General features: G+C 69.0%; 29 protein-coding genes and 1 pseudogene. 14 read left to right on the plus strand and 16 right to left on the minus strand.

Annotation, left to right across the window (positions count from 1 at the left end):
* From BST14_RS12450 to hglS, 4 genes are all read right to left on the minus strand, one after another.
* Positions 1 to 397, minus strand: a 397-nt coding sequence (locus BST14_RS12450) for a DEAD/DEAH box helicase (RefSeq protein WP_142279383.1), incomplete at its 3' end; no start/stop codon positions are given.
* A 35-nt stretch (positions 398 to 432) separates the two neighbouring features.
* Complete coding sequence (locus tag BST14_RS12455; RefSeq protein ID WP_083064762.1) at positions 433 to 1104, minus strand: TetR/AcrR family transcriptional regulator; 672 nt, start codon at positions 1102 to 1104, stop codon at positions 433 to 435.
* Between the two features lie 60 nt (positions 1105 to 1164).
* Positions 1165 to 2694, minus strand: coding sequence for an L-piperidine-6-carboxylate dehydrogenase (gene amaB / locus BST14_RS12460; RefSeq protein WP_083064763.1), 1530 nt, complete (start codon positions 2692 to 2694; stop codon positions 1165 to 1167).
* Positions 2691 to 3941 carry a 2-oxoadipate dioxygenase/decarboxylase gene (gene hglS, locus BST14_RS12465; protein ID WP_083064764.1) on the minus strand — a complete coding sequence of 417 codons (1251 nt, stop codon included), beginning with the start codon at positions 3939 to 3941 and terminating at the stop codon, positions 2691 to 2693. The genes amaB and hglS overlap by 4 nt, the downstream gene beginning before the upstream one ends.
* Positions 3942 to 3971: 30 nt before the next feature.
* Here hglS and BST14_RS12470 point away from each other — a divergent pair, with 30 nt between their 5' ends.
* The 6 genes from BST14_RS12470 (at position 3972) to BST14_RS12495 (ending at position 8381) form a co-directional block, all read left to right on the plus strand.
* Positions 3972 to 4424 (plus strand): Lrp/AsnC family transcriptional regulator, encoded by a 453-nt coding sequence (locus BST14_RS12470; RefSeq protein ID WP_066880542.1) that lies wholly within the window; start codon positions 3972 to 3974, stop codon positions 4422 to 4424.
* A gap of 52 nt (positions 4425 to 4476) precedes the next feature.
* Positions 4477 to 5820 (plus strand): L-lysine 6-transaminase, encoded by a 1344-nt coding sequence (gene lat, locus BST14_RS12475; protein WP_083064812.1) that lies wholly within the window; start codon positions 4477 to 4479, stop codon positions 5818 to 5820.
* Positions 5821 to 5991: 171 nt separating this feature from the next.
* Complete coding sequence (locus tag BST14_RS12480) at positions 5992 to 6375, plus strand: hypothetical protein (RefSeq protein WP_083064813.1); 384 nt, start codon at positions 5992 to 5994, stop codon at positions 6373 to 6375.
* 47 nt (positions 6376 to 6422) lie between these two features.
* Positions 6423 to 6734 (plus strand): protein UsfY, encoded by a 312-nt coding sequence (gene usfY, locus BST14_RS12485; RefSeq protein ID WP_083064765.1) that lies wholly within the window; start codon positions 6423 to 6425, stop codon positions 6732 to 6734.
* Between the two features lie 424 nt (positions 6735 to 7158).
* Positions 7159 to 7596 (plus strand): ATP-binding protein, encoded by a 438-nt coding sequence (locus BST14_RS12490; protein ID WP_083064766.1) that lies wholly within the window; start codon positions 7159 to 7161, stop codon positions 7594 to 7596.
* Positions 7593 to 8381 carry an RNA polymerase sigma factor SigF gene (locus BST14_RS12495; protein WP_083064767.1) on the plus strand — a complete coding sequence of 263 codons (789 nt, stop codon included), beginning with the start codon at positions 7593 to 7595 and terminating at the stop codon, positions 8379 to 8381. Before BST14_RS12490 ends, BST14_RS12495 begins: the two co-directional genes overlap by 4 nt.
* Here the strand turns inward: BST14_RS12495 and BST14_RS12500 are convergent.
* The 7 genes from BST14_RS12500 to BST14_RS12530 all read right to left on the minus strand — a co-directional run bounded on the left by BST14_RS12500 (position 8352) and on the right by BST14_RS12530 (position 14727).
* Entirely contained in the window at positions 8352 to 8789 is a 438-nt protein-coding gene (locus tag BST14_RS12500) for an STAS domain-containing protein (protein ID WP_083064768.1), read from the minus strand. The two genes, BST14_RS12495 and BST14_RS12500, sit on opposite strands and share 30 nt — an antisense overlap.
* Positions 8790 to 8968: 179 nt before the next feature.
* The gene (locus BST14_RS12505) at positions 8969 to 10765 is read right to left on the minus strand and encodes an acetyl/propionyl/methylcrotonyl-CoA carboxylase subunit alpha (protein WP_083064769.1); all 1797 of its coding nucleotides are present in this window, start codon (positions 10763 to 10765) and stop codon (positions 8969 to 8971) included.
* 122 nt (positions 10766 to 10887) lie between these two features.
* Positions 10888 to 11307: a SufE family protein gene (locus tag BST14_RS12510; protein WP_083064770.1), complete on the minus strand. Its 420-nt coding sequence runs from the start codon at positions 11305 to 11307 to the stop codon at positions 10888 to 10890.
* A 10-nt stretch (positions 11308 to 11317) separates the two neighbouring features.
* A complete protein-coding gene (locus BST14_RS12515) occupies positions 11318 to 12220 on the minus strand; it encodes a sulfurtransferase (protein ID WP_083064771.1) in 903 nt (300 codons plus the stop codon).
* A 22-nt stretch (positions 12221 to 12242) separates the two neighbouring features.
* Complete coding sequence (locus BST14_RS12520) at positions 12243 to 12875, minus strand: Maf family protein (RefSeq protein ID WP_083064772.1); 633 nt, start codon at positions 12873 to 12875, stop codon at positions 12243 to 12245.
* On the minus strand, positions 12872 to 13090 hold the full coding sequence (locus BST14_RS12525) for an acyl-CoA carboxylase subunit epsilon (protein WP_083064773.1): 219 nt from the start codon (positions 13088 to 13090) through the stop codon (positions 12872 to 12874). The genes BST14_RS12520 and BST14_RS12525 overlap by 4 nt, the downstream gene beginning before the upstream one ends.
* Positions 13087 to 14727 carry an acyl-CoA carboxylase subunit beta gene (locus BST14_RS12530; protein WP_083064774.1) on the minus strand — a complete coding sequence of 547 codons (1641 nt, stop codon included), beginning with the start codon at positions 14725 to 14727 and terminating at the stop codon, positions 13087 to 13089. Before BST14_RS12530 ends, BST14_RS12525 begins: the two co-directional genes overlap by 4 nt.
* Before the next feature lie 35 nt (positions 14728 to 14762).
* Between BST14_RS12530 and BST14_RS12535 the strand changes: the two genes are divergently transcribed.
* The 3 genes from BST14_RS12535 to BST14_RS12545 all read left to right on the plus strand — a co-directional run bounded on the left by BST14_RS12535 (position 14763) and on the right by BST14_RS12545 (position 17851).
* The gene (locus BST14_RS12535) at positions 14763 to 16307 is read left to right on the plus strand and encodes an FAD-binding protein (RefSeq protein WP_083064775.1); all 1545 of its coding nucleotides are present in this window, start codon (positions 14763 to 14765) and stop codon (positions 16305 to 16307) included.
* Positions 16308 to 16324: 17 nt separating this feature from the next.
* Positions 16325 to 17146: a biotin--[acetyl-CoA-carboxylase] ligase gene (locus BST14_RS12540; protein ID WP_083064776.1), complete on the plus strand. Its 822-nt coding sequence runs from the start codon at positions 16325 to 16327 to the stop codon at positions 17144 to 17146.
* A gap of 186 nt (positions 17147 to 17332) precedes the next feature.
* Positions 17333 to 17851, plus strand: a complete 519-nt coding sequence (locus tag BST14_RS12545; protein WP_083064815.1) for a PH domain-containing protein — start codon at positions 17333 to 17335, stop codon at positions 17849 to 17851.
* On the opposite strand, the gene BST14_RS12550 is transcribed toward BST14_RS12545, so the two are convergent.
* Complete coding sequence (locus tag BST14_RS12550) at positions 17806 to 18465, minus strand: GtrA family protein (protein ID WP_083064777.1); 660 nt, start codon at positions 18463 to 18465, stop codon at positions 17806 to 17808. The two genes, BST14_RS12545 and BST14_RS12550, sit on opposite strands and share 46 nt — an antisense overlap.
* Before the next feature lie 110 nt (positions 18466 to 18575).
* Here BST14_RS12550 and BST14_RS12555 point away from each other — a divergent pair, with 110 nt between their 5' ends.
* From BST14_RS12555 to BST14_RS12575, 5 genes and pseudogenes are all read left to right on the plus strand, one after another.
* On the plus strand, positions 18576 to 19838 hold the full coding sequence (locus BST14_RS12555) for a 5-(carboxyamino)imidazole ribonucleotide synthase (RefSeq protein WP_083064814.1): 1263 nt from the start codon (positions 18576 to 18578) through the stop codon (positions 19836 to 19838).
* Positions 19831 to 20346 (plus strand): 5-(carboxyamino)imidazole ribonucleotide mutase, encoded by a 516-nt coding sequence (gene purE / locus BST14_RS12560; RefSeq protein WP_083064778.1) that lies wholly within the window; start codon positions 19831 to 19833, stop codon positions 20344 to 20346. Before BST14_RS12555 ends, purE begins: the two co-directional genes overlap by 8 nt.
* 15 nt (positions 20347 to 20361) lie before the next feature.
* Complete coding sequence (locus BST14_RS12565; protein WP_083064779.1) at positions 20362 to 21531, plus strand: acyl-CoA dehydrogenase; 1170 nt, start codon at positions 20362 to 20364, stop codon at positions 21529 to 21531.
* 276 nt (positions 21532 to 21807) lie between these two features.
* Positions 21808 to 22107: pseudogene (locus BST14_RS12570) on the plus strand (sensor histidine kinase); the annotation flags it as partial.
* On the plus strand, positions 22104 to 22547 hold the full coding sequence (locus tag BST14_RS12575; protein WP_083064780.1) for a response regulator: 444 nt from the start codon (positions 22104 to 22106) through the stop codon (positions 22545 to 22547). The pseudogene BST14_RS12570 and the gene BST14_RS12575, both read left to right, overlap by 4 nt.
* A gap of 4 nt (positions 22548 to 22551) precedes the next feature.
* On the opposite strand, the gene pstA is transcribed toward BST14_RS12575, so the two are convergent.
* The 4 genes from pstA to pstS (BST14_RS12595) are packed head-to-tail and all read right to left on the minus strand — an operon-like array spanning position 22552 to position 26752.
* Positions 22552 to 23400, minus strand: coding sequence for a phosphate ABC transporter permease PstA (pstA, locus tag BST14_RS12580; RefSeq protein WP_083064781.1), 849 nt, complete (start codon positions 23398 to 23400; stop codon positions 22552 to 22554).
* Position 23401: 1 nt separating this feature from the next.
* A complete protein-coding gene (pstC, locus tag BST14_RS12585) occupies positions 23402 to 24427 on the minus strand; it encodes a phosphate ABC transporter permease subunit PstC (RefSeq protein ID WP_142279385.1) in 1026 nt (341 codons plus the stop codon).
* A gap of 20 nt (positions 24428 to 24447) precedes the next feature.
* Positions 24448 to 25584, minus strand: a complete 1137-nt coding sequence (gene pstS / locus BST14_RS12590; RefSeq protein ID WP_083064783.1) for a phosphate ABC transporter substrate-binding protein PstS — start codon at positions 25582 to 25584, stop codon at positions 24448 to 24450.
* Between the two features lie 40 nt (positions 25585 to 25624).
* Positions 25625 to 26752 carry a phosphate ABC transporter substrate-binding protein PstS gene (gene pstS, locus BST14_RS12595; protein ID WP_083064784.1) on the minus strand — a complete coding sequence of 376 codons (1128 nt, stop codon included), beginning with the start codon at positions 26750 to 26752 and terminating at the stop codon, positions 25625 to 25627.
* Between the last annotated feature and the right edge of the window lie 6 nt (positions 26753 to 26758).

Below are 26758 nucleotides of genomic sequence, written 5' to 3' on the forward strand. Positions count from 1 at the left end.
GGGTGTCGCCGGACCGGACCCCCACGCTGATGTCGGGGGCGGGCACCCCGCGGTGTGCGGCGATGCGGGTGAGCCCGGCCAGGGGAGTGCGCAGGTTACGCTCGACGTCGACGGCCAGCGCCTTGAGCGGGGAGACGTAGAGCACCCGGGTGCCGGGCGGACGCTCGGCCGAGCCGGCGAGGCTGTCCAGCGCCCACAGGAACGCCGCCAGCGTCTTGCCCGACCCGGTGGGGGCGATCACCAGGGTGTTGTGGCCGTCGGCGATGGCGTTCCAGGCGTCGGCCTGCGCGGTGGTGGGTGCGTCAAAGGTGCTGGTGAACCACTCGCGGGTGATCGCGCTGAACCGGCCCAACGGATCGGGACGGCCAACCGGTGCGGAATCGACGCGAGTGCTCACCTGTCCATGGTGCCAACGGGCACCGACACGGGACGCTAGCGCGGCTCGATACGAGCGGTCGCCATCGCGTGGGACAGTTCCTCGGGGATCTCGGGGACCCGGGCGATGGCGTCGAACAAAGAGTGCGCGCAGGCGTCGGCCAGGCGATCGGCACTGGTGGTGGGGTCGATGATGCGTTGCCGGCACAGCTCGAAGGTGAACGCCAACCAGCCGTGGCAGATCACCCGGAGGTCCCGCTCGACGTCGGGTTCCAGCTTCCCCGCGGGGGTCTTGGCCACGAGGTCGCTGATCCGGCTCATGATGTGCTCGAGCTGACGGTTCTTGGCCTCGTCGTCGACACCCAACAGGACCGGGTCGGAACGGCCCAGGCCGACGTAGGCGGCCCACGCGGCCTCGGGGTTCTGCTCGTGGTAGGCCATGTAGGCCATCACCCCGGTCCGGACCTCTTCGTACATGGTCAGGCCGGTGGCGTCGTCCATGTTGGTGTTCTCATACAAGCGGTCGGCCTCGTCCTTGACCACCGCCGCGAAAAATGCCCGTTTGTCGGGGAAGTAGTGGTACATCAGGGCCCGCGACACCCCGGCGCGTTCCGCGATTTCATCGATGCGGACCTCGTCGTAGGGCCGCTTCCCGAAGACCTCCGCCCCTAAAGCGAGCAGCTCAGCGCGTCGATCCTCGGGGGATAAGCGCCTGCGGGCTGTCGGCATGTGTCAGATAGTACTCATACGACGTGAGACGCCGACCACTATGGATTCACCACTGTGGATTCATCCGAACTGCACGCCCTGGGCCAGCGGTAGCTCGCCGGAATAATTGACGGTGTTGGTACTTCGACGCATGTAGGCCTTCCACGAGTCGGTGCCGGATTCGCGTCCGCCGCCGGTTTCCTTCTCTCCGCCGAACGCGCCGCCGATCTCCGCGCCGGACGTGCCGATGTTGACATTGGCGATCCCGCAGTCGGATTCGGCCAGGAAGCGCTCGGCCTCACGCAGGTCGGTGGTGAAGATGGCCGACGAAAGCCCCTGCGGCACCCCATTGTTGAGGGCGATCGCGTCATCGAGCTCGTCGTAGGTCAGCACGTAGAGGATGGGCGCGAACGTCTCGGTCGCCACGACCGCGGTCTGCGCGGGCATCCGCACCAGCGCCGGCGCGACGTAGTAGGAACCCGGGTGTTGGGGAACCTCGGGATGGGTGCGCTCGCCCCCGATGACCTCGCCGCCGTCGGCGCGGGCCTGTTCCAGCGCCCCCACCATGTCGCGGTAGGCGGTCTCGTGGATCAGCGGTCCGACCAACGTGTCCGGCGCCGACGGGTCGCCGATCCGCAGCTGCCCGAAGGCCGACGCGACGCGCGCAACCACCTCGTCGGCCACCGAGCGGTGCACGATCAGCCGGCGCAGGGTGGTGCAGCGCTGCCCGGCGGTGCCGGCGGCCGCGAACACCACCGCCCGCACCGCGAGGTTCAGGTCGGCCGACGGCGTCACGATGGCGGCGTTGTTGCCGCCCAACTCCAGCAGCACCCTGCCGAACCGTGCTGCGACGCGGGGACCGACGGCCCGGCCCATCCCGACCGAACCGGTCGCCGACACCAGCGCGATGTGCGGGTCGTCCACCAGCAGCTCCCCGAGGTCGCGATCGCCCAGCACCAGCGAGCTCACCGCGGGCGGGGCCCCGACGTCTGCCGCGGCCCGGTCGATCAATGACTGGGTGGCCAGCGCCGTCAACGGTGTCAGCTCCGAGGGCTTCCACACCACCGGGTCGCCGCACACCAGGGCCAGCGCGGCGTTCCAGGCCCAGACGGCGACCGGGAAGTTGAACGCGGTGATCACCCCCACGACACCGAGCGGGTGCCAGGTCTCCAGCAGCCGGTGGCCGGGGCGTTCCGAGGTGATGGTGCGACCGTAGAGCTGGCGCGACAGCCCCACCGCGAACTGGCAGATGTCGATCATCTCCTGCACCTCGCCGGCCGCCTCGGAGGCGATCTTGCCGACCTCGAGGGTCACCAGGGTGGCCAGCTCGCCGCGGTGCGCGGTCAGCAGCTCGCCGAGCCGAGCCACCAGCGCGCCGCGCACCGGCGCCGGCGTGTCGCGCCACGCCGAAAACGCTTGAGCGGCTTCGCTGATCGCGTGCTCGGCCTGCTCGGGCGTGGTGGGCGCGACGGTGAACAGCACCTCGCCGGTGATCGGTGTGCTGGCCGGCATCCCGTGGCCGTCCGGCTCGCCGAGTGCGACCTCGGCGCCCATCGCACGCAGGGCATCACGCGCCCGGGCGCGCAACTCGTCAGCGGTCGGGAGATTCATCCGGAGACCTCCTGGCAGAGCGCCTCATAAAGGGTGTACGGATCGTAGATCTCGCGGCCCATGGCCCCCGCCAGCCACGGGGCGTCGTAACCGGAATCGTCGGGGCCATCAGCGTTTTCGAGGCCGGCGTCGGCATCCAGGTTCGACCGGAAGATGCCCGCCGCCGACGCGGGCAGGAAGTCCTCGTAGACGATCGGCGCCGACGGGTCACCGCCGCGGTAATAGGCCAGCCCGTCGGCGGCCATCTCCGCATCGGTGCCGCCGAAGTGCTGCGCCCACACCGCGGCCGGGTCCGCGGCGCCCATCGCGGCGTCGTAGCGTCGCCGCCCCTCCGGCGTCAGCGCGACACCGCGCGCCTCCACTTCGCCGAAGCGCACTCGCAGCGTCCCCTCGGTGATGCGGCCGTCGTCGCGGAAGCGGCGGGGTTCGGCCAGGGCGCGAAATGACGTCTGACGCAACAGCACCGCCGGGCCGTCGGTGCGCGGCGGGCCCTGGATGGCGTCGATCATGGTGATGCCGCGCTGCGTCATCCGCCGGTGCAGCTCGTCGATGTCGAGCACCCGCGGCGTCAGGTGGTTGATGTGGGTGCTGCCGACGCCGGCGATGTCGGCGGCCACACCCGAGATCCGCGACAGTTCGTCGTACCAGGACCGCTCGATCGGCTCACCGGACAGCGCGAACGCCGCCACCGCCGCCGCGACGAACCCCGGCGCTTGGTCGGCGTCGCAGCCGCCCGCGGCGGCGATGACCCGCGCCCGGGCCAGCAGCGCGGGGTCGAACAGTTGGCGCCGGGCCACGAAGGTTTCGATGCGGCGGCGCAGGTCGCCGTCGAAGTAGCGCGGGTCGCGGGTGGCCAGCATGGAGGTGAACACCCGGAAGGGGTTGCGCGACAACTCTTCTGGATCGATGGGCCGAAACGCGGTCGACACCACCGGGACGGGTGACGCGGCGCGACGCAGGTCGTAGTAGCCGACCGGCAGCATGCCGAACGCGGCGAAAAGGTCGGCGACGGCGGCCAATTCGGCCGGACTGCCCACCCGGATGGCGCCGTGCCGCTCGGCGGTGACCCGCCGCAGCGAGCCGAAACGCTCGGCGTCGGCATGGCCCGCCGCGTAATCGGCGTTGACCTGCTCGCTGACCTCGACCAGGGTGCCATATGCCGGCACCTCGGCGGCGTACATCGCCGACAACCCCGCGGCGAACCGCTCCCGAAGCTGCCAGGCGTCCAGCCAGTTCGTGCGGGTCACGGCGGCCCGTTCCTGCGATAGTCTCCGGCCATGAGTGAGACGCTCGACGAGGTCGACCGGATCCTGGTGCGCGAGCTGGTCGCCGACGGCCGCGCGACGCTGGCGGAGCTGGCCGCCAGCGCCCGGCTGTCGGTCTCGGCGGTGCAGTCGCGGGTGCGCAGGCTCGAGGCGCGCGGCGTCATCTCGGGATACTCGGCGCGCATCGACCCGGAGGCGGTCGGGCACCTGCTGTCGGCGTTCGTGGCCATCACTCCCTTGGATCCCTCTCAACCCGATGATGCGCCCGCCCGCCTCGAGCACATCGAGGAGATCGAATCGTGTCACTCGGTGGCCGGTGAGGAGAGCTACGTCCTGCTGGTGCGCGTCGAGTCCGCCCGGGCGCTGGAAGATCTGCTGCAGCGGATCCGGACCACCGCGAACGTCAGGACGCGAAGCACCATCATATTGAATACTTTTTACACAGATAGGCAACGAATACCATAAAATATACGGTATTTGCCTTATGATTCCGTAAAAGTCGGCTACCATGAGCGGCATGACCGCGACCATGGACCGCTGCACCGGTCGGCGCATCGGGCCGGCGCGGGTGCACGAGGTGCTGGCGCGCAGCATCCTTGTCGACGGCTTCGACTTCGTGCTCGACCTGGCCCGCTCCGCCGGCTCTTACCTGTATGACGCCCGCGACGGGCGGCGCTACCTGGACATGTTCACCTTCTTCGCCTCGTCGGCGCTGGGCATGAACCACCCCGCGCTCGTGAACGACGAGCAGTTTCGCGTGGAGCTGACCCGGGCCGCGCTGAACAAGCCCAGCAACTCCGACGTGTACTCGGTCGCGATGGCCCGCTTCGTGCAGACCTTCGCCCGGGTGTTGGGCGACCCGGCCCTGCCGCACCTGTTCTTCGTCGACGGCGGCGCGCTCGCGGTGGAGAACGCGCTCAAGGTGGCGTTCGACTGGAAGAGCCGGTTCAACGAAGCGCGCGGGATCGATCCGGGGCTGGGGACCCGGGTGCTGCACCTGCGCGGGGCGTTTCACGGCCGCAGCGGATACACGCTGTCGCTGACCAACACCAACCCGGTCACAGTGGACCGCTTCCCCACGTTCGACTGGCCGCGCATCGATGCCCCGTTCATCCGGCCCGGCCTGGACGCGCCGGCCATGGCGGCGGCCGAAGCCGAGTCGCTGCGCCAGGCCCGCGCGGCCTTCCGATCGCACCCGCACGACATCGCCTGCTTCGTGGCCGAGCCCATCCAGGGCGAGGGCGGCGACCGTCACTTCCGGCCCGAGTTCTTCGCGGCGATGCGCGAGCTGTGCGACGAGCACGACGCCCTGCTGATCTTCGACGAGGTGCAGACCGGCTGCGGCCTGACCGGAACGCCTTGGGCCTACCAGCAATTGGGCGTTCAGCCCGATGTGGTGGCGTTCGGCAAGAAGACCCAGGTGTGCGGCATCATGGCGGGCCGCCGCGTCGACGAGGTCACCGACAACGTCTTCGCGGTCTCCTCGCGGCTGAACTCGACGTGGGGCGGCAACCTGGCCGACATGGTGCGCGCCCGCCGCATCCTGGAGGTGATCGAGGCCGACGACTTGTTCGACCACGCCGCCGAGCAGGGCGCCCACCTGCGCGAGTGCCTCGACGAGCTCGCCGGCGAGTTCCCCGGCCTGGTGCTCGACCCCCGCGGGCGCGGCCTGATGTGTGCGTTCAGCCTGCCGAGCGCCGCTGACCGCGACGAGCTGCTCCGCCTGCTGTGGCGGCGGGCGGTGATCGTGCTGCCCTCGGGTGACGACGGTGTCCGGTTCCGCCCGGCGCTGACCGTGTCACGCGCGGAGATCGACGCCGCGATCCGCGCCATCCGCGGCGCGCTGCGGGCGCTGCCGTAGGCCCTTGACCTCGCGCCGAGCCGGTTTACCCCGGTTTGCCGCGGGGTATTTGACCCCGTGCGCATCCCGTCGCTATGAGCGCGGGATTGCCGTCCACAAGCTAGCGCGTAACCAATGCGACGCGGCGGACGATAAAAGTTAAGCGTGGAGCCCGAAGGGGAGGTGACAACGATGCAGAAAGCGGATGCGCGATCCGGTGGTGATCGCCTGGGGCAGGAGGACGGCGAGGTGCTGGCCGCCGTCCGGTTCACCGTGCTGGCCACGCTCGCTGCCGTCGGCTTCCTGTTGATCGCGGCGGTGTGGGTGAGTACCTGCCCGGGAGTGAATGTGGACACCGTGGCGTGCGGTCCGCCGCAGCGCACCCTGTTGGCCTTCGGCGGCCCGCTGATCGCCCTGGCGGGCGGAATCTGGGCGTTCGTGCGCACCTATCGGGTATGGAAGGCCGAGGGAACCTGGTGGGGCTGGCACGGCGCGGGCTGGTTTTTGCTGACCGAGATGGCGCTCATGGTCGCCATGGGTGTCGCTCCGATCGCGGGGCCGGTGCTGGCTCTTTAGCTTTGTTCTCCCGCGATCTAACGTGGATGGTGCGGTGAGGAGCAGCTATGGGAGACACCTATCACGATCCCGTCGACCATCTGAGGACCACGCGGCCGCTCGCCGGCGAGTCGCTGATCGACGTCCTGCACTGGCCCGGGTACCTCTTAGTCGTCGGGGGCGTGATCGGGGCTTGCGGCAGTCTCGCGGCCTTCGGCAGCGGCCACCACCATGAGGGCATGACCGCGGGGATCGTCGCGGTCATCGCCGCGGTGCTGGGGCTGGCCTGGCTGGCGGTGGAGCACCGCAGGATTCGCCGGATCGCCGATCGCTGGTACACCGAACATCCCGAGGTGCACCGGCAGTGGCCGGCCAGCTAACGCCGGCACGATACTCGGTCGCGTGTGACGGCATTTCCGGCGGTGACCTGCCCCGGCACCGTGCCGTGTGAAATGGCGCAAGAAAGCCAATTGCGGGATTACGGGCGGGGACTAGTGGGTATCAAGTCTGCACCATGATGAGTGCCGGAACGGTTGCGTTTGCGTGGTCACCCCATCATGGGGGACAAAATCACGAACACACCGACATAAACACCTACTGCGACGAGGATCAAGACGACCAGCGTGATTCCGGCGATCAATGCGACGCGCCTATACCGGCGCGTCGCGTCTGTGTCGGTCGTGCCAGGCCCATCCACATCGGGCCGAATACCCGGCGGCGATCATGACTAACCGGCTCGAACGCGAGGTCCAGGGCGCTCTGCGAAGCAGTAGTAGTGTCAGTCGAACATTGCCGGGAGACCATATGAACGATGCTGGATTGCACGCTAACAAGCGTCCGCGCGGCCACCGCGCCGTCGAACTGCACGTTGCCGCGCGACTGGAGAACCTCGCGATGCTGCGCACCCTGGTCGGTGCCATCGGCACGTTCGAGGACCTGGATTTCGACGCGGTGGCGGACTTGCGGCTCGCGGTCGACGAAGTGTGCACCCGGTTGATTCGTTCGGCCACTCCCGACGCGACCCTGATCGTGGTGGTCGACCCGCAAGACGACCAATTGGTGGTGGAGGCTTCCGCGGCATGCGACACCCATGACGTGGTGGCGCCCGGCAGCTTCAGTTGGCACGTGCTGACGTCGCTGGCTGACGACGTCCAGACCTTTTATGACGGTCGCCAACCGAATGAAACCGGCAGCGTGTTCGGCATCACGCTGACGGCGCGACGGGCGGCCTCCACCAGGTGACAGCGCGAGCTGCGGGCGGTTCGGTTTCGCGTCCGAACGAATACGCCGATGTTCCGGACATGTTCCGTGAGTTGGCCGATGTCACGCCCAACTCCCTGGAATTTCAACGTCAACGGGACAAGATCGTCGAGCGCTGCCTGCCGCTGGCCGACCACATCGCGCGTCGCTTCGAGGGCCGCGGCGAACCGCGCGACGACCTGGTGCAGGTGGCGCGCGTCGGACTGGTCAACGCCGTGGTCCGCTTCGACGTCGACACCGGCTCGGACTTCGTGTCCTTCGCGGTGCCGACCATCATGGGCGAGGTTCGCCGCCACTTCCGCGACAACAGCTGGTCGGTCAAGGTTCCGCGGCGGCTCAAAGAACTGCACCTGCGACTGGGCACCGCGACCGCCGACCTGTCGCAGCGGCTCGGCCGGGCGCCGACGGCGACCGAACTCGCCGCCGAGCTCGAGATGGACCGTGAAGAGGTGGTCGAGGGCCTGGTGGCCGGGAGCTCCTACAACACGTTGTCCATCGACAGCGGCGGCGGGAGTGAGGAAGAGGAAGCCCGCGCCATCGCGGACACCCTGGGTGACGTCGACACCGGACTGGACCGCATCGAGGACCAGGAATCGCTACGCCCCCTGCTCGAGGCGCTGCCCGAGCGGGAACGAACGGTGTTGATCCTGCGATTCTTCGAGTCGATGACACAGACCCAGATCGCCGAGCGGGTCGGCATCTCCCAGATGCACGTGTCGCGACTGCTGGCGAAGTCGTTAACGCGGCTCCGGGACCAGTTGCAGTAGCGGCCGGGGCTCTTCGTCGTCATCAACCCGCAGCGGTTCCAGCAGCGGCTCGGCCCGCGGCGCCGTCACCGGCAGCGTGGCATCCGGGTCGCAGATCCGCAACAACCTCGCCACCGCGGGGCTGGGCGCCATGGCCCAGGACACCTGGGCTTCCGAGCACGCCACGTTGATCCGGTGCAGGGCTGAAAAGCCCGCCGTGCCAATGAAATTCAGGCCGCGCAGGTCAAGTATCACCCGCCGCCGCGAACGATTGGTGCTTTGCCGCACGTAGGCGACGAGTTGGTCGGCGTTGGCCGCGTCGAGCTCACCGTCGACCGTGATGAGGGTGCCCGTCGGGCCCCAGCGGGCGGTGAATTGTGCTGTGCGACTTTGTTGCCAAGATTGGGCCACAGACATCGCTGACTCCATCCCTCGAGGGATTCGTGCTATGGATACGTCAGCCGTGCAAAAAGCTTAAAGAGGAGGGAATTCCGCCTACCCCCACGTCGTGGACGTATCCCGGGCGGCTGTGAACTCAACCTTGTCCGTGACCCTACTCGCGATCGCGGGGGCCGACAACGCTGTCTGGGAAAACTCTCAGGCAACCGCTACTTGATCTCGGCGAGCACGGTGCCCTGGGTGATGGCGGCGCCGGCCTCGACGGCGAGCCCGGTGATGACTCCGTCCTTGTGGGCGGTGACCGGGTTCTCCATCTTCATCGCCTCGAGCACCACCACCAGGTCGCCGGCGGCAACCTCCTGGCCCTCCTCGACCGCGACCTTGACCACGGTGCCCTGCATGGGGGCGGTCACCGCGTCGCCGGAGGCGGCCGCACCCGCGTGTGCCCCGCGCTTGCGCGGCTTGGGCTTCTTGCGGATGACACCGGCCGGATCGGCGGGGCCGCCGCCCGACAGCGCCAGGTCGCCGGGCAGCGACACCTCGAGCCGGCGGCCGCCGACCTCCACGACCACCCTCTGGCGCGGCCGGGCGTCCTCTTCGTCCAGGGGCTCGCCGCCGGTGAACGGTTCTATGGTGTTGTTCCACTCGGTCTCGATCCAGCGGGTGTGCACCGAGAAGCCCTCGCCGTCACCGATGAACGCCGGGTCACTGACCACGGCGCGGTGGAACGGGATGACCGTGGCCAGGCCCTCGACGTGGAATTCGTCGAGCGCCCGGCGGGCCCGCGCCAGCGCTTCCCCGCGGGTGGCGCCGTACACGATCAGCTTGGACAGCATCGAGTCGAACTGGCCGCCGATGACCGAACCGGCCTCGACACCGGAGTCCAGCCGGACGCCGGGCCCGGTGGGGATGTCGTAGCGGGTGACCGGACCGGGCGCGGGCAGGAAGCCGCGGCCGGCGTCCTCGCCGTTGATCCGGAACTCGATGGCGTGGCCGCGCGGCGCCGGGTCCTCGGTGAGGTCCAGCTTCTCGCCGTTGGCGATCTTGAACTGCTGCAGCACCAGGTCGATGCCGGCGGTCTCCTCGGTGACCGGGTGCTCGACCTGCAGGCGGGTGTTGACCTCGAGGAAGGAGATCAAACCGTCCTGGCCGACCAGGTACTCGACCGTGCCGGCGCCGTAGTAGTGCGCCTCCTTGCAGATCCGCTTGGCCGACTCGTGGATCTCCTTGCGCTGCGCGTCGGTCAGGAACGGCGCGGGAGCCTCCTCCACCAGCTTCTGGAACCGGCGCTGCAGCGAGCAGTCCCGGGTGCCGGCGACGACGACGTTGCCGTGCTGGTCCGCGATCACCTGCGCCTCGACGTGGCGCGGCTTGTCCAGGTAGCGCTCGACGAAGCACTCGCCGCGACCGAAGGCGGCGACGGCCTCGCGGGTGGCCGACTCGAACAGCTCGGGGATCTCCTCGATGGTGCGGGCCACCTTCATGCCCCTGCCGCCGCCGCCGAACGCCGCCTTGATGGCGATCGGCACGCCGTACTCCTTGGCGAACGCCACCACCTCGTCGGCGTCCTTGACCGGGTCGGGGGTGCCGGGCACCAGCGGGGCCTGCGCGCGGGCGGCGATGTGGCGGGCGGTGACCTTGTCACCGAGGTCGCGGATGGACTGCGGGCTGGGGCCGATCCAGATCAGGTTCGCGTCCAGCACCGCCTGGGCGAAATCGGCGTTCTCCGAGAGGAACCCGTAGCCGGGGTGGATGGCGTTGGCGCCCGACTTGGCGGCCGCGTCAAGGATTTTGGCGAAGTCCAGGTAGGACTCGGCCGACGTCTGACCACCCAACGCGAACGCCTCGTCGGCCAGCCGCACGTGCGGCGCGTCGGCGTCGGGCTCGGCATACACCGCCACGCTGGACAGGCCCGCATCGCGGGCCGCGCGGATCACCCGGACAGCGATCTCGCCGCGGTTGGCGACGAGCACTTTGGAGATCCTCGAGCTGGCGTGATTAGCCACAGCGCCTCCTGGTTGGCGTAACCGCAGACGTATTTCTGCGGGCGTCTCTAAGAAAATTTCTTACAACGAGTTCTTGGGAAGTCTAAGCACCGCGCCGTCGGGCCCGACGAGGCGGTCCTCGTTCAGGATGACTCGCGCACCTTGCGCTTGATCCGGGCCAGCATCGCCGACAAGCCGCGCAACCGTAGCGGGCTGATCAGAGCGGCCAGCCCGAGGTCGGCGTAAAAATCCTCGGGCACCGCCAAGATGGTGGCGGCGGGCTGCTCGTCCAGGCCGGTGGCCAGAATCGACGCGAACCCGCGCGTGGTGGGCGACTCGGCCGGCGCGCTGAAGTGCAGCCGCACCCGGTCGGGGTCGCTGGCGTCGACATGCAAGAACAGCGGCGTCTGGCACTCGGGCACCGGCTCCATGGCCGCCTCTTGCAAATCGGGCGGCAGCGCCGGAAGTTCGTTGGCGAATTCCAGCAGTAGCGCCAGCTTGTCCTGGCCCTCGACTTCGGCGAAGTCGGACACCACCTCGGCCAGGGGAGCGGGCATGCTCATCGCGGTGTCATCAAACCCGAGCGGGGCTCGGCACCTGCCCCGGCTCTTCGCCCGCCACGATCGGCGTGCGCACCGTGTTGCCCCACTCGGTCCAGGATCCGTCGTAGTTGCGCACCCCGGGCTTGCCCAGCAGATGCGTCAGCACGAACCAGGTGTGGCTGGACCGCTCGCCGATGCGGCAGTACACCACGGTCTTGTCGTCGGGCTCGATGAAGCCGTACAGCTCCTCGAGTTCCTCGCGGCTGCGGAACCGCCCGCTCTCGTCGACGGCCTTGGCCCACGGGATCGACCGCGCGGTGGGGATGTGGCCGCCGCGCAACACGCCTTCCTCCGGGTACTCGGGCATGTGCGTGCGCTTGCCGGTGTACTCGTCCGGGGAGCGCACGTCGATCAGCGGCTGGCTGCCGAGAATGCCCAGCACCTCGTCCTTGAAGGCGCGGATGGGCCCGTCGTTGCGGGTCACGACGGGGTAGCCGCTGGAGGTCCTGGTGGGGACCTCCAGCGTGGTCTCCCGGCGTTCGGCCAGCCACAGGTCGCGCCCGCCGTTGAGCAGCCGCACGTCCGGGTGGCCGAACAGCGTGAACACCCACAGCGCGTAGGCGGCCCACCAGTTGCTCTTGTCGCCGTAGATCACCACGGTGTCGTCGCGGGCGATGCCCTTGCGGTCCATCAACTCCGCGAACTGCGCGCCGTCGATGTAGTCGCGGACCCGGGGGTCGTTGAGGTCGGTGTGCCAGTCGACCTTCACCGCGCCGGGGATATGACCGACGTCGTAGAGCAGCACGTCCTCGTCGGATTCGACGATCGCCAGACCGGGGGTGCCTTGGTTGGCGGACAGCCAGTCGGCGGTGACCAGTCGCTCGGGGTGGGCGTAGGACGACAATGTCGGGCTTGGATCGGGGGGTAATGCCACGTTGCCGAGCCTACCGCCAGGCTCAGTTGGTGGCCCACAGCGTGGACACCGAGAGCCCGACCCGCGCCAGCAGCGACCGCAGCAGCGGCAGGCTGACGCCGATCACGTTCGACGGGTCACCGTCGATGCCGTCGACGAACCAGCCGCCCAGGCCGTCCAGCGTGAAGCCCCCGGCCACCCGCCGAGGCTCCCCGTGTGCGACGTAGGCCCGCAGGTCCGGATCCGAAGGGGTAGCGAAATGTACTGTGGTGCAGCGGGATTCGACCTCGCGGTGGGTGATGGCGCCGCCGTGCATCCGCAGCAGGCAGTGCCCGGTGTGCAGGCCGCCGGAGCGTCCGGCCATCAGGCGCCACTGGGTCGCGGCGGCCTCGGCCGTCCCGGGCTTGCCACACAGCCGGTCGCCGACCGACAGCATCGAATCACAGCCGAGGACGACGCAATCGGCCGCAACGTCGTCGTCCAGCTCGCCGGCCACCTGGTGCGCCTTGGCTTCGGCCAGGGCGCACGCCACATCGGCGGGCGACGCGTCCGGGCTCAGCGCCGCTGCGACGGCGTCCTCGTCGACGCCGGAGACCACGACCAGCGGATCGACACCGGCCTGGCGCAGCACCTTGAGCCGGCCGGTCGAGGCCGAGGCCAGCACCAGGCGGGTCAATGCCGCATGTGGGTCATCTGCTGGAACGTGAGCCGCTGATAGTTGGTCATCGCGAACCGCAGCCGGTCGACCGGCAGACCCCACCGGGTCCGCTCGGACTGTTCGGGCGCCGGCGCGTCGCCGGCGCAACCGAGCACCGCGACCAGGGCCGCCACCTCCTCGACGGTGGGCTCGCCCTTGAGGATCTGGATGTGCGGCTCGTGCGGCTGGGTCATAGCGGAATGTTCCCGTGCTTCTTGGGGGGCAGGTGGGAAATCTTGCGTTCCAGCAGGCGCAGCGCGGTGGCGATGTAGCCGCGGGTGTGCGACGGCGGGATCACCGCGTCGACGTAGCCCCGCTCGGCGGCGACGTACGGGTTGACCAGAGTGTCCTCATACTCCTGCTGCAGCTGCAAGCGCAGCGCGTCGACGTCGCGGCCCTCCTTGGCCGCCTCGCTCAGCTGCTTGCGGTAGACGAACCCGACCGCACCCGAGGCGCCCATCACGGCGATCTGCGCCGACGGCCATGCCAGGTTGACGTCGCAGCCCATGTCCTTGGAACCCATCACGCAGTAGGCGCCGCCGTAGGCCTTGCGGGTGATGACGGTGATCTTGGGGACGGTGGCCTCGCCGTAGGCGAACAGCAGCTTGGCGCCGCGGCGGATGATGCCGTTGTACTCCTGGCCGGTGCCCGGCAGGAAGCCCGGAACGTCCACCAACATGATGATCGGGATGTTGAAGCAGTCGCAGGTTCGCACGAACCGGGCCGCCTTCTCCGAGGCGTTGATGTCCAGGCAGCCGGCGAACTGGGTGGGCTGGTTGGCCACGATCCCCACCGGCCGGCCTTCGACGCGGCCGAACCCGACGACGATGTTCTGCGCGTAACCGCCCTGGATTTCCAGGAACTCGTCGTCGTCGAGGATGCGGGTGATCACCTCGTGCATGTCATAGGGCTGGTTGGGCGAGTCCGGGATCAGCGTGTCCAGCTCGAGGTCCTCCTCGGTGAGGTTGTCCTCGATGGCGCCCGGGGGATGCGGTTCGGCGTAGCGGGGCGCGTCGGTGGCGTTGTTGGGCGGCAGGTAGCCCAGCAGGTCGCGAACCCAGTCGAAGGCGTCCTGCTCGCCGGAGGCGACGTAGTGCAGGGTGCCCGACTTGGCCATGTGGGTGTGTGCGCCGCCGAGCTCCTCCATGGTGACGTCCTCGCCGGTGACGGTCTTGATGACGTCGGGCCCGGTGATGAACATCTGGCTGGTCTGGTCGACCATCACCACGAAGTCGGTCAGCGCGGGAGAGTACACGTGCCCACCCGCGGCGGCGCCCATGATCAGCGAGATCTGCGGGATGACGCCGGAGGCCAGGATGTTGTTGCGGAAGATGCGGCTGTAGAGGCCGAGCGAGACCACGCCTTCCTGGATGCGCGCGCCGGCGCCGTCGTTGATGCCGATCAGCGGGCGCCCGGTCTTGATCGCCAGGTCCTGAATCTTGACGATCTTCTCGCCGTACACCTCGCCGAGGCTGCCGCCGAACACCGTGGCGTCCTGGCTGAAGATGCACACGTCGCGGCCGTCGATGGTGCCGTAGCCGGTGATCACGCCGTCACCCAGCGGCCGGTTGTTCTCCAGGCCGAAGTTCTTGCTGCGGTGCCGCGCCAGCGCGTCGAGCTCCACGAACGAGTCCTCGTCGAGCAGGGCGAGAATGCGCTCGCGGGCGGTCAGTTTGCCCTTGGCGTGCACCTTCTCGACGGCCTCTTCGCCCACCGGGTGCAGCGACTCTTCCCGGCGCTTGTGCAGCTCGGCCAGCTTGCCCGCGGTGGTGTGGATGTCGACGGTGTGTTCGGCAGCGGGTTCCGCGGTGTGGTCGGTAACGCTCGTCATGGGAGTCGAGCTTAGCGGCGCGCTAGTCTCCGCTGATGGACTGGGCGGCCGAATGCGACGTGCTGGTCGCGGGTTCCGGCGGCGGCGGAGTGACCGGTACCTACACCGCGGCCCGCGAGGGCTTCGACGTGCTGCTGGTCGAGGCGACGCCCAAATTCGGTGGCACCACCGCCTACTCCGGCGGGGGCGGCGTCTGGTTCCCGTGCAATCCCGTGCTGTTGCGCGCCGGCACCGACGACACCATCGGGGACGCGCTGACCTACTACCGGGCCGTGGTCGGTGACCGCACGCCGCGCGAGCTGCAGGAGACCTATGTCCGCGGCGGCGCCCGGCTGATCGAGTACCTGGAGGCCGACCCGAACCTGAAGTTCGTGCCGCTGCCCTGGCCCGACTACTACGGCAAGGCGCCGAAGGCGCGGCTGGACGGTCAGCGCCACATCGCGGCCAAGCCGCTGGCGGTGGCCGCCGCCCCGGAATTCCGCGAGGCGATCCGCGGGCCGCTGGACACCGACCGGCTCGGCATCGAGCCCCCGCCTGACTACTACGTCGGGGGCCGCGCCCTGATCGCGCGGTTCCTCAAGGCCATCGGCCAGTACCCGACGGCGTCGCTGCGCCGCGACGCCGCGCTGGTCGAGCTGGTGCTCTCGGACGGTCGCGTCGCGGGCGCCATCGTCGAGACCGCCGGCGAGCGCCGCGCGATCCGCGCCCGGCGGGGGGTGTTGCTGGCCGCCGGGGGCTTCGAAGCCAATGAGGAGCTGCGTCGCCGCTACGGCGTGCCGGGAACGTCGCGGGACACCATGGGCGGCCCGGGAAGCCTCGGCCTGGCGCTGCAGGCCGGCATCGCCGCGGGCGCCGACACCGACCTGCTGGACCAGGCCTGGTGGTCGCCGGGCATGACGCATCCCGACGGCCGGTCCGCCTTCGCGCTGTGGTTCACCGGCGGCATCTTCGTCAACCAGCACGGAGACCGGTTCGTCAACGAATCCCGGGCCTACGACCGGGCCGGGCGCGAGATCCTCGCCCAACTGGCCGACGGCTCGATCACGTTGCCGTACTGGATGATCTACGACCACAAGGAGGGCGAGGTGCCGCCGGTCAAGGCGGCCAACGTCGCCATCGTCGAGACCGAGAAGTACGTCGCCGCCGGCCTGTGGCACACCGCGGACACCCTTGAGGAGCTGGCCGCCAAGATCGGGGTGCCGGGCCAGCGGCTGGCCGCAACCGTGGCCCGGTTCAACGGTTTTGCCGCCGCCGGCGTCGACGAGGACTTCGGCCGCGGCGACGAGGCCTTCGACCGCGCCTTCTCGGCGGGCGCGTCGCCGCTGGTGCCCATCGACTCACCGCCGTATCACGCCGCCGCGTTCGGCATCTCCGATTTGGGCACCAAGGGCGGTCTGCGCACCGACGCCGCGGCGCGGGTGCTCGACACCGCCGGCGACCCGATCCCCGGCCTCTACGCGGCGGGAAACACCATGGCCGCGCCCAGCGGCACGGCGTATCCCGGCGGCGGCAACCCGATCGGAACCAGCATGCTGTTCAGCCATTTGGCCGTGCTGGACATGCGTGACCGTCGGCCCTGAGTTCTAGGCTGGGTGCGGTGACGGGACGAGATCCGCTTCGGGCACCGCTGGACGAGGGCGCGTTGCGCGCCGAGTTGATCGGCACCGGGCTGGGCTGGCGCAAGCTCGAGGTCGTCGAGCGGACCGGCTCCACCAACGCCGACCTGCTGGCACGCGCGGCGGCGGGCGACGACGTCGCCGGCGCGGTGCTGATCGCCGAGCACCAGACCGCCGGGCGCGGCCGACACGGCCGCGGCTGGTCGGCCACGCCGCGGGCCCAGATCACCATGTCGGTCGGGGTCAGCGTGGTCGACGTCCCGACCACCGGATGGGGCTGGCTGCCGCTGGCCACCGGCGTGGCGGTGGTCGATACCGTGACGCCGTTACTGGCGTGGGCGCGGGTGGGTCTCAAGTGGCCCAACGACGTGCTGGCCGGCCCGCCGGATTCGCCGGGCAAGCTGGCCGGAATTCTGGCCGAGGTGGCCAAGCCGGTCGTGGTAATCGGGTTGGGGCTCAACGTGTTTGAGGCTCCGGCCGGCATCGACGGGGCCACCTCGCTGCTCGACCTGGGCGTCGCGGCGCCGGACCGCACCGCGTTGGTGTCGGCCCTGCTGCGCGAGCTGGGGCGGCGGATCGTGGGCTGGCGCGCCGCGCGGGGGGCCGACTGGGGCCTGGCCGCCGACTACCGGGAGCGCAGCCTGACCATCGGCAACCGGGTGCGCGCGCACCTGCCCGGCGGCAAACGGGTCGACGGGATCGCCGGCGCCATCGACGATCAGGGCAGACTGTGCCTGGAAACGGGAGGGGCAAGCGGGCAGACCGTCGTCGTCGCGGCGGGCGACGTGGTGCATCTGCGCTAGTGGCGATCGCAAGCGCGGCGGAGCCGGGCGATGCGGGTCGCCACCATTTGCGCTAGTGGCGATCGCAAGCGCGGCGGAGCCGGGCGATGCGGGTCGCCACATCAGCACGAGCCGGGCGATGCGGCTCGCCACCATTTGCGCTAGTTGTGCGCGGATTGGCGCGGCGCGCAGCTAATGTCGGCGGGCATGGGCTATCCGGATAACGTCCTGGCCGCCGGCGAACACGTCATCGTGCACCGCCACCCGCACTGGAAACGGCTGATCTGGCCGGTGCTGGTGCTCATCGCGGTGACGGGACTGGCCGCGTTCGGCTCCGGCTACCTCGACTCGACGCACTTCGAGCAGCTCGCCAAGAACATCATCCACGGCGTCATCTGGGGCGTCTGGCTGGTGATCGTGGGCTGGCTGACGCTGTGGCCGTTTGTGAGCTGGCTGACCACCCACTTCGTGGTGACCAACCGGCGGGTGATGTTTCGGCACGGGGTGGCCACGCGCACCGGGATCGACATCCCACTGGCCCGCATCAACAGCGTGGAATTCCGCGACCGCATCACCGAACGGATGTTCCGCACCGGGACGCTGATCATCGAATCGGCGTCACAAGATCCGTTGGAGTTCTACGACATTCCGCGGCTGCGCGAGGTGCACGCGCTGCTGTATCACGAAGTCTTCGACACCCTGGGTTCCGACGAATCGCCCAGCTGACCCGGCCGATCGGCCCGGCTGCGCCAGGCGCGCAGCAGCGTGACGTTGTCGTTTTCGATCTCGTCCTCGAAGATCTCGGCGATGCCGCCGGCGGTAAGCGCGGATTCCAGCGCCTTCTCCGGGTCGCGCGCGAACTGGTCGGGAAACACCCAGCGCCGAAACGCCCAGAACCGGAACGCCATCTGCAGCAGGTTGCCGATGATGTAGGCCGAGACGAAGTCGGCGACGTTCTCCACCGCCAGCGACACCGTGGGCTGGCGCAGCTGCAGCACGTAGCTGGAGCACCACAGCGGCGCCATGGACAGCAGCACCCCCACGCCGCTGAACGCGAAGAACAGCAACGCCTCGTGGTGACGCTCACGGCCCCCGCGATTGCGGAAGCTCCATTCCCGGTTCAGCACGTAGGACGCGATCACCGCGACAATGCCGGCGATCACCTTTGCGGTCACCGGTTTGGGCTCCAGAATTGTCAGCTTCAGCGTGTAGAAAATCGCCGAGTCGATGACGAATGTGGTTCCGCCGACGATGGCGAATTTGATCAGTTCGTGGTGGCGTAGCAAATAGGGCTGCATAACCCTAGGCAGACGCGAAATCGTGGCTTCGGCGAAGGACACAACACGTCAGTGTACGGACGGACACAAATTCGACGCAAAATTGTGCGTAACAATTCGGTGTCGACCCCGGTCAACACGCCTTTAGCGCCGAATTGTTTCGCCGTGACACCATGATGGCCGTGCCGAGTACACGCCCGCCGGGCGCCGCCCCCTGCGCCGCCTCCCGAACCGTCCCCCGCGACGTCCCCGTCGTGGCGATGGTCGGCGGCGGCCAGCTTGCCCGGATGACCCATCAGGCGGCGATCGCCCTGGGGCAGACGTTGCGGGTGCTGGCCACCTCCGCCGACGAGCCGGCGGCGCTGGTCGCGCCCGACGTCGTCATCGGTTCGCACACCGACATCGACGACCTGCGCCGGGTGGCGGCGGGCGCCGACGTGCTGACCTTCGACCACGAACACGTGCCGAACGAACTGCTGGACAAGCTGGTCGCCGAGGGCGTCAACGTGGCGCCGCCGCCGCAGGCCCTGGTGCACGCGCAGGACAAGCTCGTCATGCGCCGCCGGCTCGAGGCCCTCGGCGTCCCCGTCCCCCGCTACGCCGGGATCGGCAGCGTCGACGAACTCGACGCCTTCGCGCGGCGCATCGCCGGGCCGGTGGTCGTCAAAGCGGTCCGCGGTGGCTACGACGGGCGCGGGGTGCGGATGGCGCGTGATCCGTTGCACGCCCGCGAGATCGCGACGGCGTTGCTGGCCGATGGCGTGCCGGTGATGGCCGAGGAGCAGGTGAACCTGCGCCGGGAACTGTCCGCCCTGGTGGCCCGGTCGCCGTTCGGTCAGGGTGCCGCGTGGCCGGTCGTCGAGACGGTGCAACGGGACGGGATCTGCGTGCAGGTGATCGCGCCCGCGCCGGAGCTGTCCGGCGAACGCGCCGCCGCCGCGCAGGAGCTGGCGCTGCGGCTGGCGGCCGAGCTCGGCGTGGTAGGGCTGCTCGCCGTCGAGCTCTTCGAGACCGTGGAGGGCGAGCTGCTGGTCAACGAGCTGGCGATGCGGCCACACAACTCGGGGCACTGGACCATGGACGGGTCGCGCACCAGCCAGTTCGAACAGCATCTGCGGGCGGTGCTGGACTACCCGCTCGGTGACACCGATGCCCTGGCGCCGGTGACGGTGATGGCCAACGTGCTGGGCGCCCCCGAAATCCCGCGGATGAGCGTCGACGAGCGGCTGCACCACCTGTTCGCGCGGATGCCCGACGCGCGCGTCCATCTGTACGGCAAGCAGGAACGACCCGGCCGCAAGGTCGGCCACGTCAACTTCGTCGGCTCCGGGCCGGCGGATCGAGATAACGTCGCGAAGCTGCGGGAGCGCGCCGAGCTGGCGGCACACTGGTTGTCACGCGCGCAGTGGACGGACGGATGGGATCCGCATGGGTAAAGCTCCTCGGGTCGGCGTGATCATGGGCAGCGACAGCGACTGGTCGGTGATGGCCGACGCCGCGGCGGCGCTGGCCGAGTTCGACGTGCCGGCCGAGGTTCGGGTGGTCTCGGCGCACCGCACCCCGCAGGTGATGTTCGACTACGCGCGCGACGCGGCCGGGCGCGGCATCGAGGTGATCATCGCCGGGGCCGGGGGAGCCGCGCACCTGCCGGGCATGGTCGCGTCCGCGACGCCGCTGCCGGTGATCGGTGTGCCGGTGCCGCTGGCGCGCCTGGACGGCCTGGACTCGCTGCTGTCGATCGTGCAGATGCCCGCCGGGGTCCCGGTGGCCACGGTCTCGATCGGGGGAGCCCGCAACGCCGGCCTGCTGGCGGTGCGCATCCTCGCATCGTCGGACCCGGCGCTGCGGGCGCGGATTGTGGACTTCCAGCAGCGGCTGGCCGACAGCGTGCAGGCCAAGGATGAGGCGCTGCAGCAGCGTCAGGGTAAAGTTACCGGCGAGTAGTAATAGGAGGCCACGATGGCTGGTTGGGCCGGAGACCCGACGTTTGATCTGTTCGGATTGCCCGAGGAGCACCAGGAGTTGCGGGCGGCGATCCGGGCGCTGGCGGAGAAGGAGATCGCTCCGCACGCCGCGGATGTCGATGAGAATTCGCGGTTCCCGCAGGAGGCGCTCGAGGCGCTGAACGCGTCGGGGTTCAACGCGGTGCATGTGCCCGAGGAGTATGGCGGGCAGGGCGCGGACTCGGTAGCGGCGTGCATCGTGATCGAGGAGGTCGCCCGCGTCGACGCGTCGGCGTCGCTGATCCCGGCGGTCAACAAGTTGGGCACCATGGGGCTGATCCTGCGCGGTTCTGACGAGTTGAAGAAGCAGGTATTGCCCTCGATCGCCGACGGCACGGCGATGGCGTCTTATGCGCTTTCCGAGCGGGAGGCCGGCAGCGACGCGGCCTCGATGCGGACCCGGGCCAAGGCCGACGGCGACGACTGGATCCTCAACGGCGCCAAGTGCTGGATCACCAACGGCGGCAAGTCGAGCTGGTACACGGTGATGGCGGTGACCGATCCCGACAAGGGCTCAGGCGGCATCTCGTCGTTCATGGTCCACAAGGACGACGAGGGGTTCACCGTCGGGCCCAAGGAGAAAAAGCTCGGCATCAAGGGCTCGCCGACCACCGAGCTGTACTTCGAGAACTGCCGCATCCCGGGTGATCGGATCATCGGCGAGCCCGGTACCGGTTTCAAGACCGCCTTGGCCACGCTGGATCACACCCGGCCCACCATCGGCGCCCAGGCGGTCGGGATCGCCCAGGGCGCGCTGGACGCCGCGATCGCCTACACCAAGGAGCGCAAGCAGTTCGGCCGCCCGGTCAGCGACAACCAGGCCGTGCAGTTCATGCTCGCCGACATGGCCATGAAGGTCGAGTCCGCGCGGCTGATGGTCTACCACGCCGCCGCACGCGCCGAGCGTGGCGAAGCCAACCTGGGCTTCATCTCCGCGGCGTCGAAGTGTCTGGCCTCCGACGTGGCGATGGAGGTCACCACCGACGCGGTGCAGCTGTTCGGTGGGGCCGGGTACACCGTCGACTTCCCCGTCGAGCGGATGATGCGCGACGCCAAGATCACCCAGATCTACGAGGGCACCAACCAGATTCAGCGCGTCGTGATGTCGCGGGCGCTGCTGCGCTGATCCCTTTTCCGGCGGTGCCGTTGCGAAATGGTGCGCCGGACCGCCCAGGTTCTCCACTCGGTGCGTGAAGTCCACACCGACAGCCGGTAAACAGGTACCGACTACGTCCGACCAACCGTCACAGAGCAAAGGGTCTTCGCGGCAAGGGGGTCTGCGCTGCAGAACGTGACGCCCCCTGCCCGTTCACAGATGGCCGGGAATTGACACCGACGCACGCTGTTGCCGCCCCGGCGGCGGGTTGGCAGTCGTTGTCGTTGCTGCTGGTCGAGGACGACCGCGCCGGGCACCGGCACCCACGACGGGCAGTGGCTGCTGAGCGTGGCGGACAACGGCATCGGCATTTCTGAGGAATTCTCCGACAAGGTGTTCGTGATCTTCCAGCGGCTGCACGGCCGGGATGTGTACGCCGGCACCGGAGTTGGCCTGGCGCTGGTCAAGAAGATCATCGAGCACCACGGCGGCACGGTCCGGATCGACACGTCCTACACCGACGGGACCCGATTCGAATTCACCCTGCCCATGCCCGAACCGGTCGAGGACGCAGACTCGGTCGCTTTGGAAGGAGTGCATCAATGACGACACCCGAAGGCCGAGTGATCGACATCCTGCTCGTCGAGGACGATCCGGGCGACGAGCTCATCACGCGAGAGGCGTTCGAGCACAACAAGCTCAAGAACCGGCTGCACGTCGCCCACGACGGGCAGGAAGGCCTGGACTACCTCTACCGGCGCGGCGAATTCGCCGACGCGGCGCGGCCCGATCTCATCCTGCTCGATTTGAATCTGCCCAAATACGACGGCCGCCAGCTGCTGGAGAAGATCAAGTCGGATCCCGACCTTTCCCGCATCCCAGTCGTGGTGCTCACCACCTCCTCGGCGGAGGAAGACATCCTGCGCAGCTACAAGCTGCACGCGAACGCCTACGTCACCAAGCCCGTCGACCTCGATCAGTTCATGAAGGCCGTCCGGCAGATCGACGAGTTCTTCGTTCAGGTGGTGCGGCTGGCGACCGGCTGACGGGCTACCCGGATTCGGAGTGCCGCCGCGCGAACCAGGTGATCAGCCGACCGAGCACGATCAGCAGGAACACCAAGATGATCAGCAGGAAGGCCGCGTCGTAGGACAGGTCGCGAGCCGCCTTCGACGGCAGGTTGTAGAACGTCCAGATCGGATAGGTCAGGTAGCCCACCGGTGAGTCGGTGAGCTTGCCGGTCGGGGCGGAATTCGACCAGCCCGCCGTATAAAGCATCGGCGCCGTCTCGCCGACCGCGAGCGCGAGCGCGACCAGCAGGCCGGTGACGATGCCGGGCATCGCCGACTTGAGCACGATCTTGCGCAGGGTCCAACCGAGCGGCAACCCGAGCGCCTCCGCTCCCTCCCGGTAGGACGTGGGCACCGCCGACAGGGCGGACTCGGTGGCCTTGGCGATGTACGGGATGCTCATCGCCGAGAGCGTCAGCACCCCGGCCGCCAGGGAAAACCCCCATCCGAACTTGACCACCAGCGCCAGATAGCCGACGTAGCCGAGCACGATCGACGGGATGCCGGACAAGATCTCATAGGCGCCCCGCAGGATGGAACGCGTTCTGCCGCCGGCGAATTCGGAGAGATAGATCCCGGTCAACACGCTGACGGTGCCGCCGACCAGCAGGACGCCGACACCGATGACCACCGTGCCGATGATGGCGTTGCGCAGCCCGCCGCCGTTGCCGCGGGTGCTCTCGGTCAGGACATTCCATGTGAAGACCGGCAGGGCCCGCCCGACGACCTCGATGAGCATCCACAGCGTCGGCCCGACCACCACCGCCAGGCAGCACACGCACGCGCCCCAAGACAGCGCGTTGACGACCTTGCGCCGGGCACGGACCATCTCAGACACCTCGTCCCACCGGCAGCGCCGTGCCCGACACCCGGCGCACCATCGCCCGGGCCGCGACGTTGGTCAGCAACGTGATCACCATCAACACCAGGGAGACCTCGGCGAGGGTCTTCACCGCGAAGTTGGTGAAGTCGGTCATCGCCGAATCCAGCTGCGACACAACGGTGGCGGCGATGGTGGTCATCGTCGCGTAAATGTTGGTGGGCATCGCGCCCAGCACCGCGCCCGACACCATGGCGACGGCCATGGTCTCGCCCAACGCGCGCCCCAACCCGAGCACCACGGCGCCGACGATGCCGCTCGACACCCACGGCAGGGTGACCCGCCGCGCGCACTCCCAGTCGGTCATCCCCAGAGCGACGGCGCCCTCGCGCGGCAGCACCGGCACCTGCCGGATCAGGTCGCGGGTGGTGCTGGCGATGATGGGAATGACCATCACCGCCAGCACCAGCCCGGACACCAACAAGCCCTCCCCGTTACCGGTGTCGCCGCGCAAGTAGCGCAGCACCGGCACGTCCGGGGCGTTGCGGGCGATCACCGGGGCCACGTGGTGGGCGATGAACGGCCCGAATGTCATTGCCCCCCAAAGGCCGACGATGACGCTGGGGATGCCGGCGAGCAATTCGAGCACCATCCCGATGGCCGACGCGAGACGCTTGGGCAACCGCTCCACGATCACCAGCGCCGCCCCGATCGACACCGGGACCCCGATGACCAGGGCGATCGCCGAGGTCGCCAGGGTGCCCACGATCAGCGGCAACGCCCCGTAGTAGGCGCCGACCGGATGTCGCACGCCACGGGTGACGACGGCGTCGCCATAGGTGTTGCCGGGGTTCCACTCGGTGGCGGTGAAAAAGTGCAGGCCGTTGACCCTGATCGCGGGCAGCGCCTCGAGCAGCAGGGTCGCGAGCACGAACACGAGCGCGAGCAGCGGAACCACCGCGCCCACCGCACCCAGGGAACGGATGGCCAGGCCCGGGCGGCGCGCGCCGCGGACCCGCTCCAGCGCGCCCGCCATCAAGTCGGTCACCGAACCCCCTACTGGCCGCTGATCTTCGCGATCTGGGCGTCCGACGACTTCGCCACCTCGGCCGGCAGCGGCTGGAAGTGAACCTTGTCCAGGAACGAGGCGTTGTTGCCGTCGGTGATCGCCCAGTGCAGGAAGGCCTGCAGGGTCTGGGCGGTGGCGCCGTCCTTCTGACCGCTGTTGACGATGGCGTATTCGTAGTTGACGATCGGATACCCGTCGGCGGCCGGGCCGTTGATCAGCGAGATCGCCTGATTCGCCGGGGTTTTCGCGGCGAAGCCGGCGGCCGCGGCCTGGATGCTCTTGGCGTCGGGCAGCAGGTACTTGTCCGAGGCGTTGGCCAGCTGTGCCTCGCCGAGCCCCTTCTGCTGGGCCTGGTCGAGAAAGCTGATGCCGATGTAGGCCACGCACCCTGGGGTGTCCGCGCAGCCGGTCACCATGCCGCCGTTGCCGTTCTCGCCCAGCGCGCCGGGCACCGTCGGGAAGGCGACGGTGGTGCCGAAGCCGGGCGATTTGCCCCAGCCGTCGGGGTCCTGCTTGGACAGGTACTGGGTGAACAGGAAGGTGTCACCGGAACCGTCGGAGCGGTGCAGCGGAACCACGGGCGTGGCCGGCAGGTTCACGCCGGGGTTCAGCCCGGCGATCTGCGGGTCGTTCCAGGTTTTGACGGTGCCGTTGTACATGGCGGCCAACACCTTGCCGTTGAGCTTGATGTGTTCAGTGACACCGGGCAGGTTGTAGTTGACCTGCTGCGCCGAAATGGCCAGCGCGATGTTCATCAATCCCTTGTGCGCGGCCATGTCGCCCTCGGACAGGTAGGCGTCGGAGGCGCCGATCGTGACCGCCCCGGCCGCGGCCTGGGAGATCCCGGTGCCGGAGCCGGTGCCCTGCGTGGTGATCGTGACGTTCGAGTACTTGTCGTGATAGGCCGGGCCCCACAGGTTGAACAGCGGGTACAGCAGCGTGCTGCCGGTCTCCGCCAACGTCACCGGGGATGACGCCGGCGTCGTCGCCACCGGCCCGCCCCCGCCCTGAGTCGGCGAACCGTTCTGCGAGTTCGAACCGCACGCCGCCATGCCGACCGCGAGGGCCAACACCAAGGGCGCCGTCGCGGCGGCGGCCGCCAACTTACTCAAGCGAACTTTCACCTTCTTCTCCTTTTCCTTTGTGCGCCTCGCGTTACCGTGCTCACCCGCCGATCTTGGCGATCTGGGCGTCCGATAACTTCACCACCGGGTCCGGCAGCGGCTGGAAGTGAACCGTGTCCAGGAACGACGGGCCGTTGCCGGCGGTGATCACCCAGTGCAAGAAGGCCTGCAGCGTCTGGGCGGTGGCATCGTCGCGCTGGTGCTCGTTGACGATCGCGTACTCGTAGTTGACGATCGGATACCCGTCGGCGGCCGGGCCGTCGATCAGCGAGGCTGCCTGGTTCGGCGGGGTTTTCGCGGCGAAAGCGGCCGCCGCGGCCCGGATGCTCTTAGCCGTGGGCAGCAGGTATTTGCCGGAGGCGTTGCCCAGCTTGGCCTCGCCGAGGCCGTGCTCGTCGGCCTCGTCGAGCGAGCCGATGCTGGTGTAGGCCACACAGCCGGGGTTCGCGGCGCAGCCCGTCACCATGGCGCCGTCGCCGTTCTCGCCGAGCGCGCCGGGCACCGCCGGGAAGGCGACCGTTGTGCCGAGGCCGGGCGAGCGGCCCCAGCCGTCGGGATCCTGCTTGGACAGGTACTGGGTGAACTGAAACGTGCCGCCGGACCCGTCGGAGCGGTGCAGCGGAACCACCGGGGTGTCGGGCAGTTGCAGGCCGGGGTTGATGCCGGCGACCTGCGGGTCGTTCCAGGTTTTGATCGCGCCCCGGTACATGCCGGCCAACACCTTGCCGTTGAGCTTGAGGTGCTGGTGGACGCCGGGCAGGTTGTAGTTGACCTGCTGCGCCGAAATGGCCAGCGCGATGTTCATCAGCCCCTGGTGCGCGGCCGTGTCGCCCGCGGACAGGTAGGCGTCGGAGGCGCCGATGACGACCGCCCCGGCCGCGGCCTGGGAGATCCCCGCGCCCGAGCCGCTGCCCTGGGTGGTGACGGTGACGTTCGGGTATTTCGCGCGATACGCGGCGCCCCACTCGCTGAACAGCGGATAGAGCAGCGTGCTGCCGGTTTCGGAGAGCTCCATCGTGGACGTCGCCGGGGTGGTGGCGACGCTGCCGGCGGTCGGCCCGGTGCTCGGCGCACCGCCCCTGGCGGCATGCGAACCACAGGCCGCGACCCCTAGGGCCGGCGGCGCGATGGCCAGCAGCCCCAGCAGCGTGCCCAGACGACTCTTCACGTCCTC

Source organism: Mycobacterium arosiense ATCC BAA-1401 = DSM 45069 (assembly GCF_002086125.1).
Lineage (GTDB): Bacteria > Actinomycetota > Actinomycetes > Mycobacteriales > Mycobacteriaceae > Mycobacterium > Mycobacterium arosiense.

Coding starts and splice junctions, on each gene's coding strand:
- BST14_RS12510 (WP_083064770.1), bottom strand. CDS start 11,307: ATGAGCATGCCCGCTCCCCTGGCCGAGGTGGTGTCCGACTTCGCCGAA.
- BST14_RS12490 (WP_083064766.1), top strand. CDS start 7,159: ATGAACGATGCTGGATTGCACGCTAACAAGCGTCCGCGCGGCCACCGC.
- BST14_RS12480 (WP_083064813.1), top strand. CDS start 5,992: ATGCAGAAAGCGGATGCGCGATCCGGTGGTGATCGCCTGGGGCAGGAG.
- usfY (WP_083064765.1), top strand. CDS start 6,423: ATGGGAGACACCTATCACGATCCCGTCGACCATCTGAGGACCACGCGG.
- BST14_RS12575 (WP_083064780.1), top strand. CDS start 22,104: ATGACGACACCCGAAGGCCGAGTGATCGACATCCTGCTCGTCGAGGAC.
- BST14_RS12525 (WP_083064773.1), bottom strand. CDS start 13,090: ATGACCCAGCCGCACGAGCCGCACATCCAGATCCTCAAGGGCGAGCCC.
- purE (WP_083064778.1), top strand. CDS start 19,831: ATGGGTAAAGCTCCTCGGGTCGGCGTGATCATGGGCAGCGACAGCGAC.
- BST14_RS12500 (WP_083064768.1), bottom strand. CDS start 8,789: ATGGAGTCAGCGATGTCTGTGGCCCAATCTTGGCAACAAAGTCGCACA.
- lat (WP_083064812.1), top strand. CDS start 4,477: ATGACCGCGACCATGGACCGCTGCACCGGTCGGCGCATCGGGCCGGCG.
- BST14_RS12545 (WP_083064815.1), top strand. CDS start 17,333: ATGGGCTATCCGGATAACGTCCTGGCCGCCGGCGAACACGTCATCGTG.
- BST14_RS12470 (WP_066880542.1), top strand. CDS start 3,972: ATGAGTGAGACGCTCGACGAGGTCGACCGGATCCTGGTGCGCGAGCTG.
- BST14_RS12530 (WP_083064774.1), bottom strand. CDS start 14,727: ATGACGAGCGTTACCGACCACACCGCGGAACCCGCTGCCGAACACACC.
- pstA (WP_083064781.1), bottom strand. CDS start 23,400: ATGGTCCGTGCCCGGCGCAAGGTCGTCAACGCGCTGTCTTGGGGCGCG.
- BST14_RS12555 (WP_083064814.1), top strand. CDS start 18,576: ATGATGGCCGTGCCGAGTACACGCCCGCCGGGCGCCGCCCCCTGCGCC.
- BST14_RS12565 (WP_083064779.1), top strand. CDS start 20,362: ATGGCTGGTTGGGCCGGAGACCCGACGTTTGATCTGTTCGGATTGCCC.
- BST14_RS12535 (WP_083064775.1), top strand. CDS start 14,763: ATGGACTGGGCGGCCGAATGCGACGTGCTGGTCGCGGGTTCCGGCGGC.
- amaB (WP_083064763.1), bottom strand. CDS start 2,694: ATGAATCTCCCGACCGCTGACGAGTTGCGCGCCCGGGCGCGTGATGCC.
- BST14_RS12455 (WP_083064762.1), bottom strand. CDS start 1,104: ATGCCGACAGCCCGCAGGCGCTTATCCCCCGAGGATCGACGCGCTGAG.
- pstC (WP_142279385.1), bottom strand. CDS start 24,427: ATGGCGGGCGCGCTGGAGCGGGTCCGCGGCGCGCGCCGCCCGGGCCTG.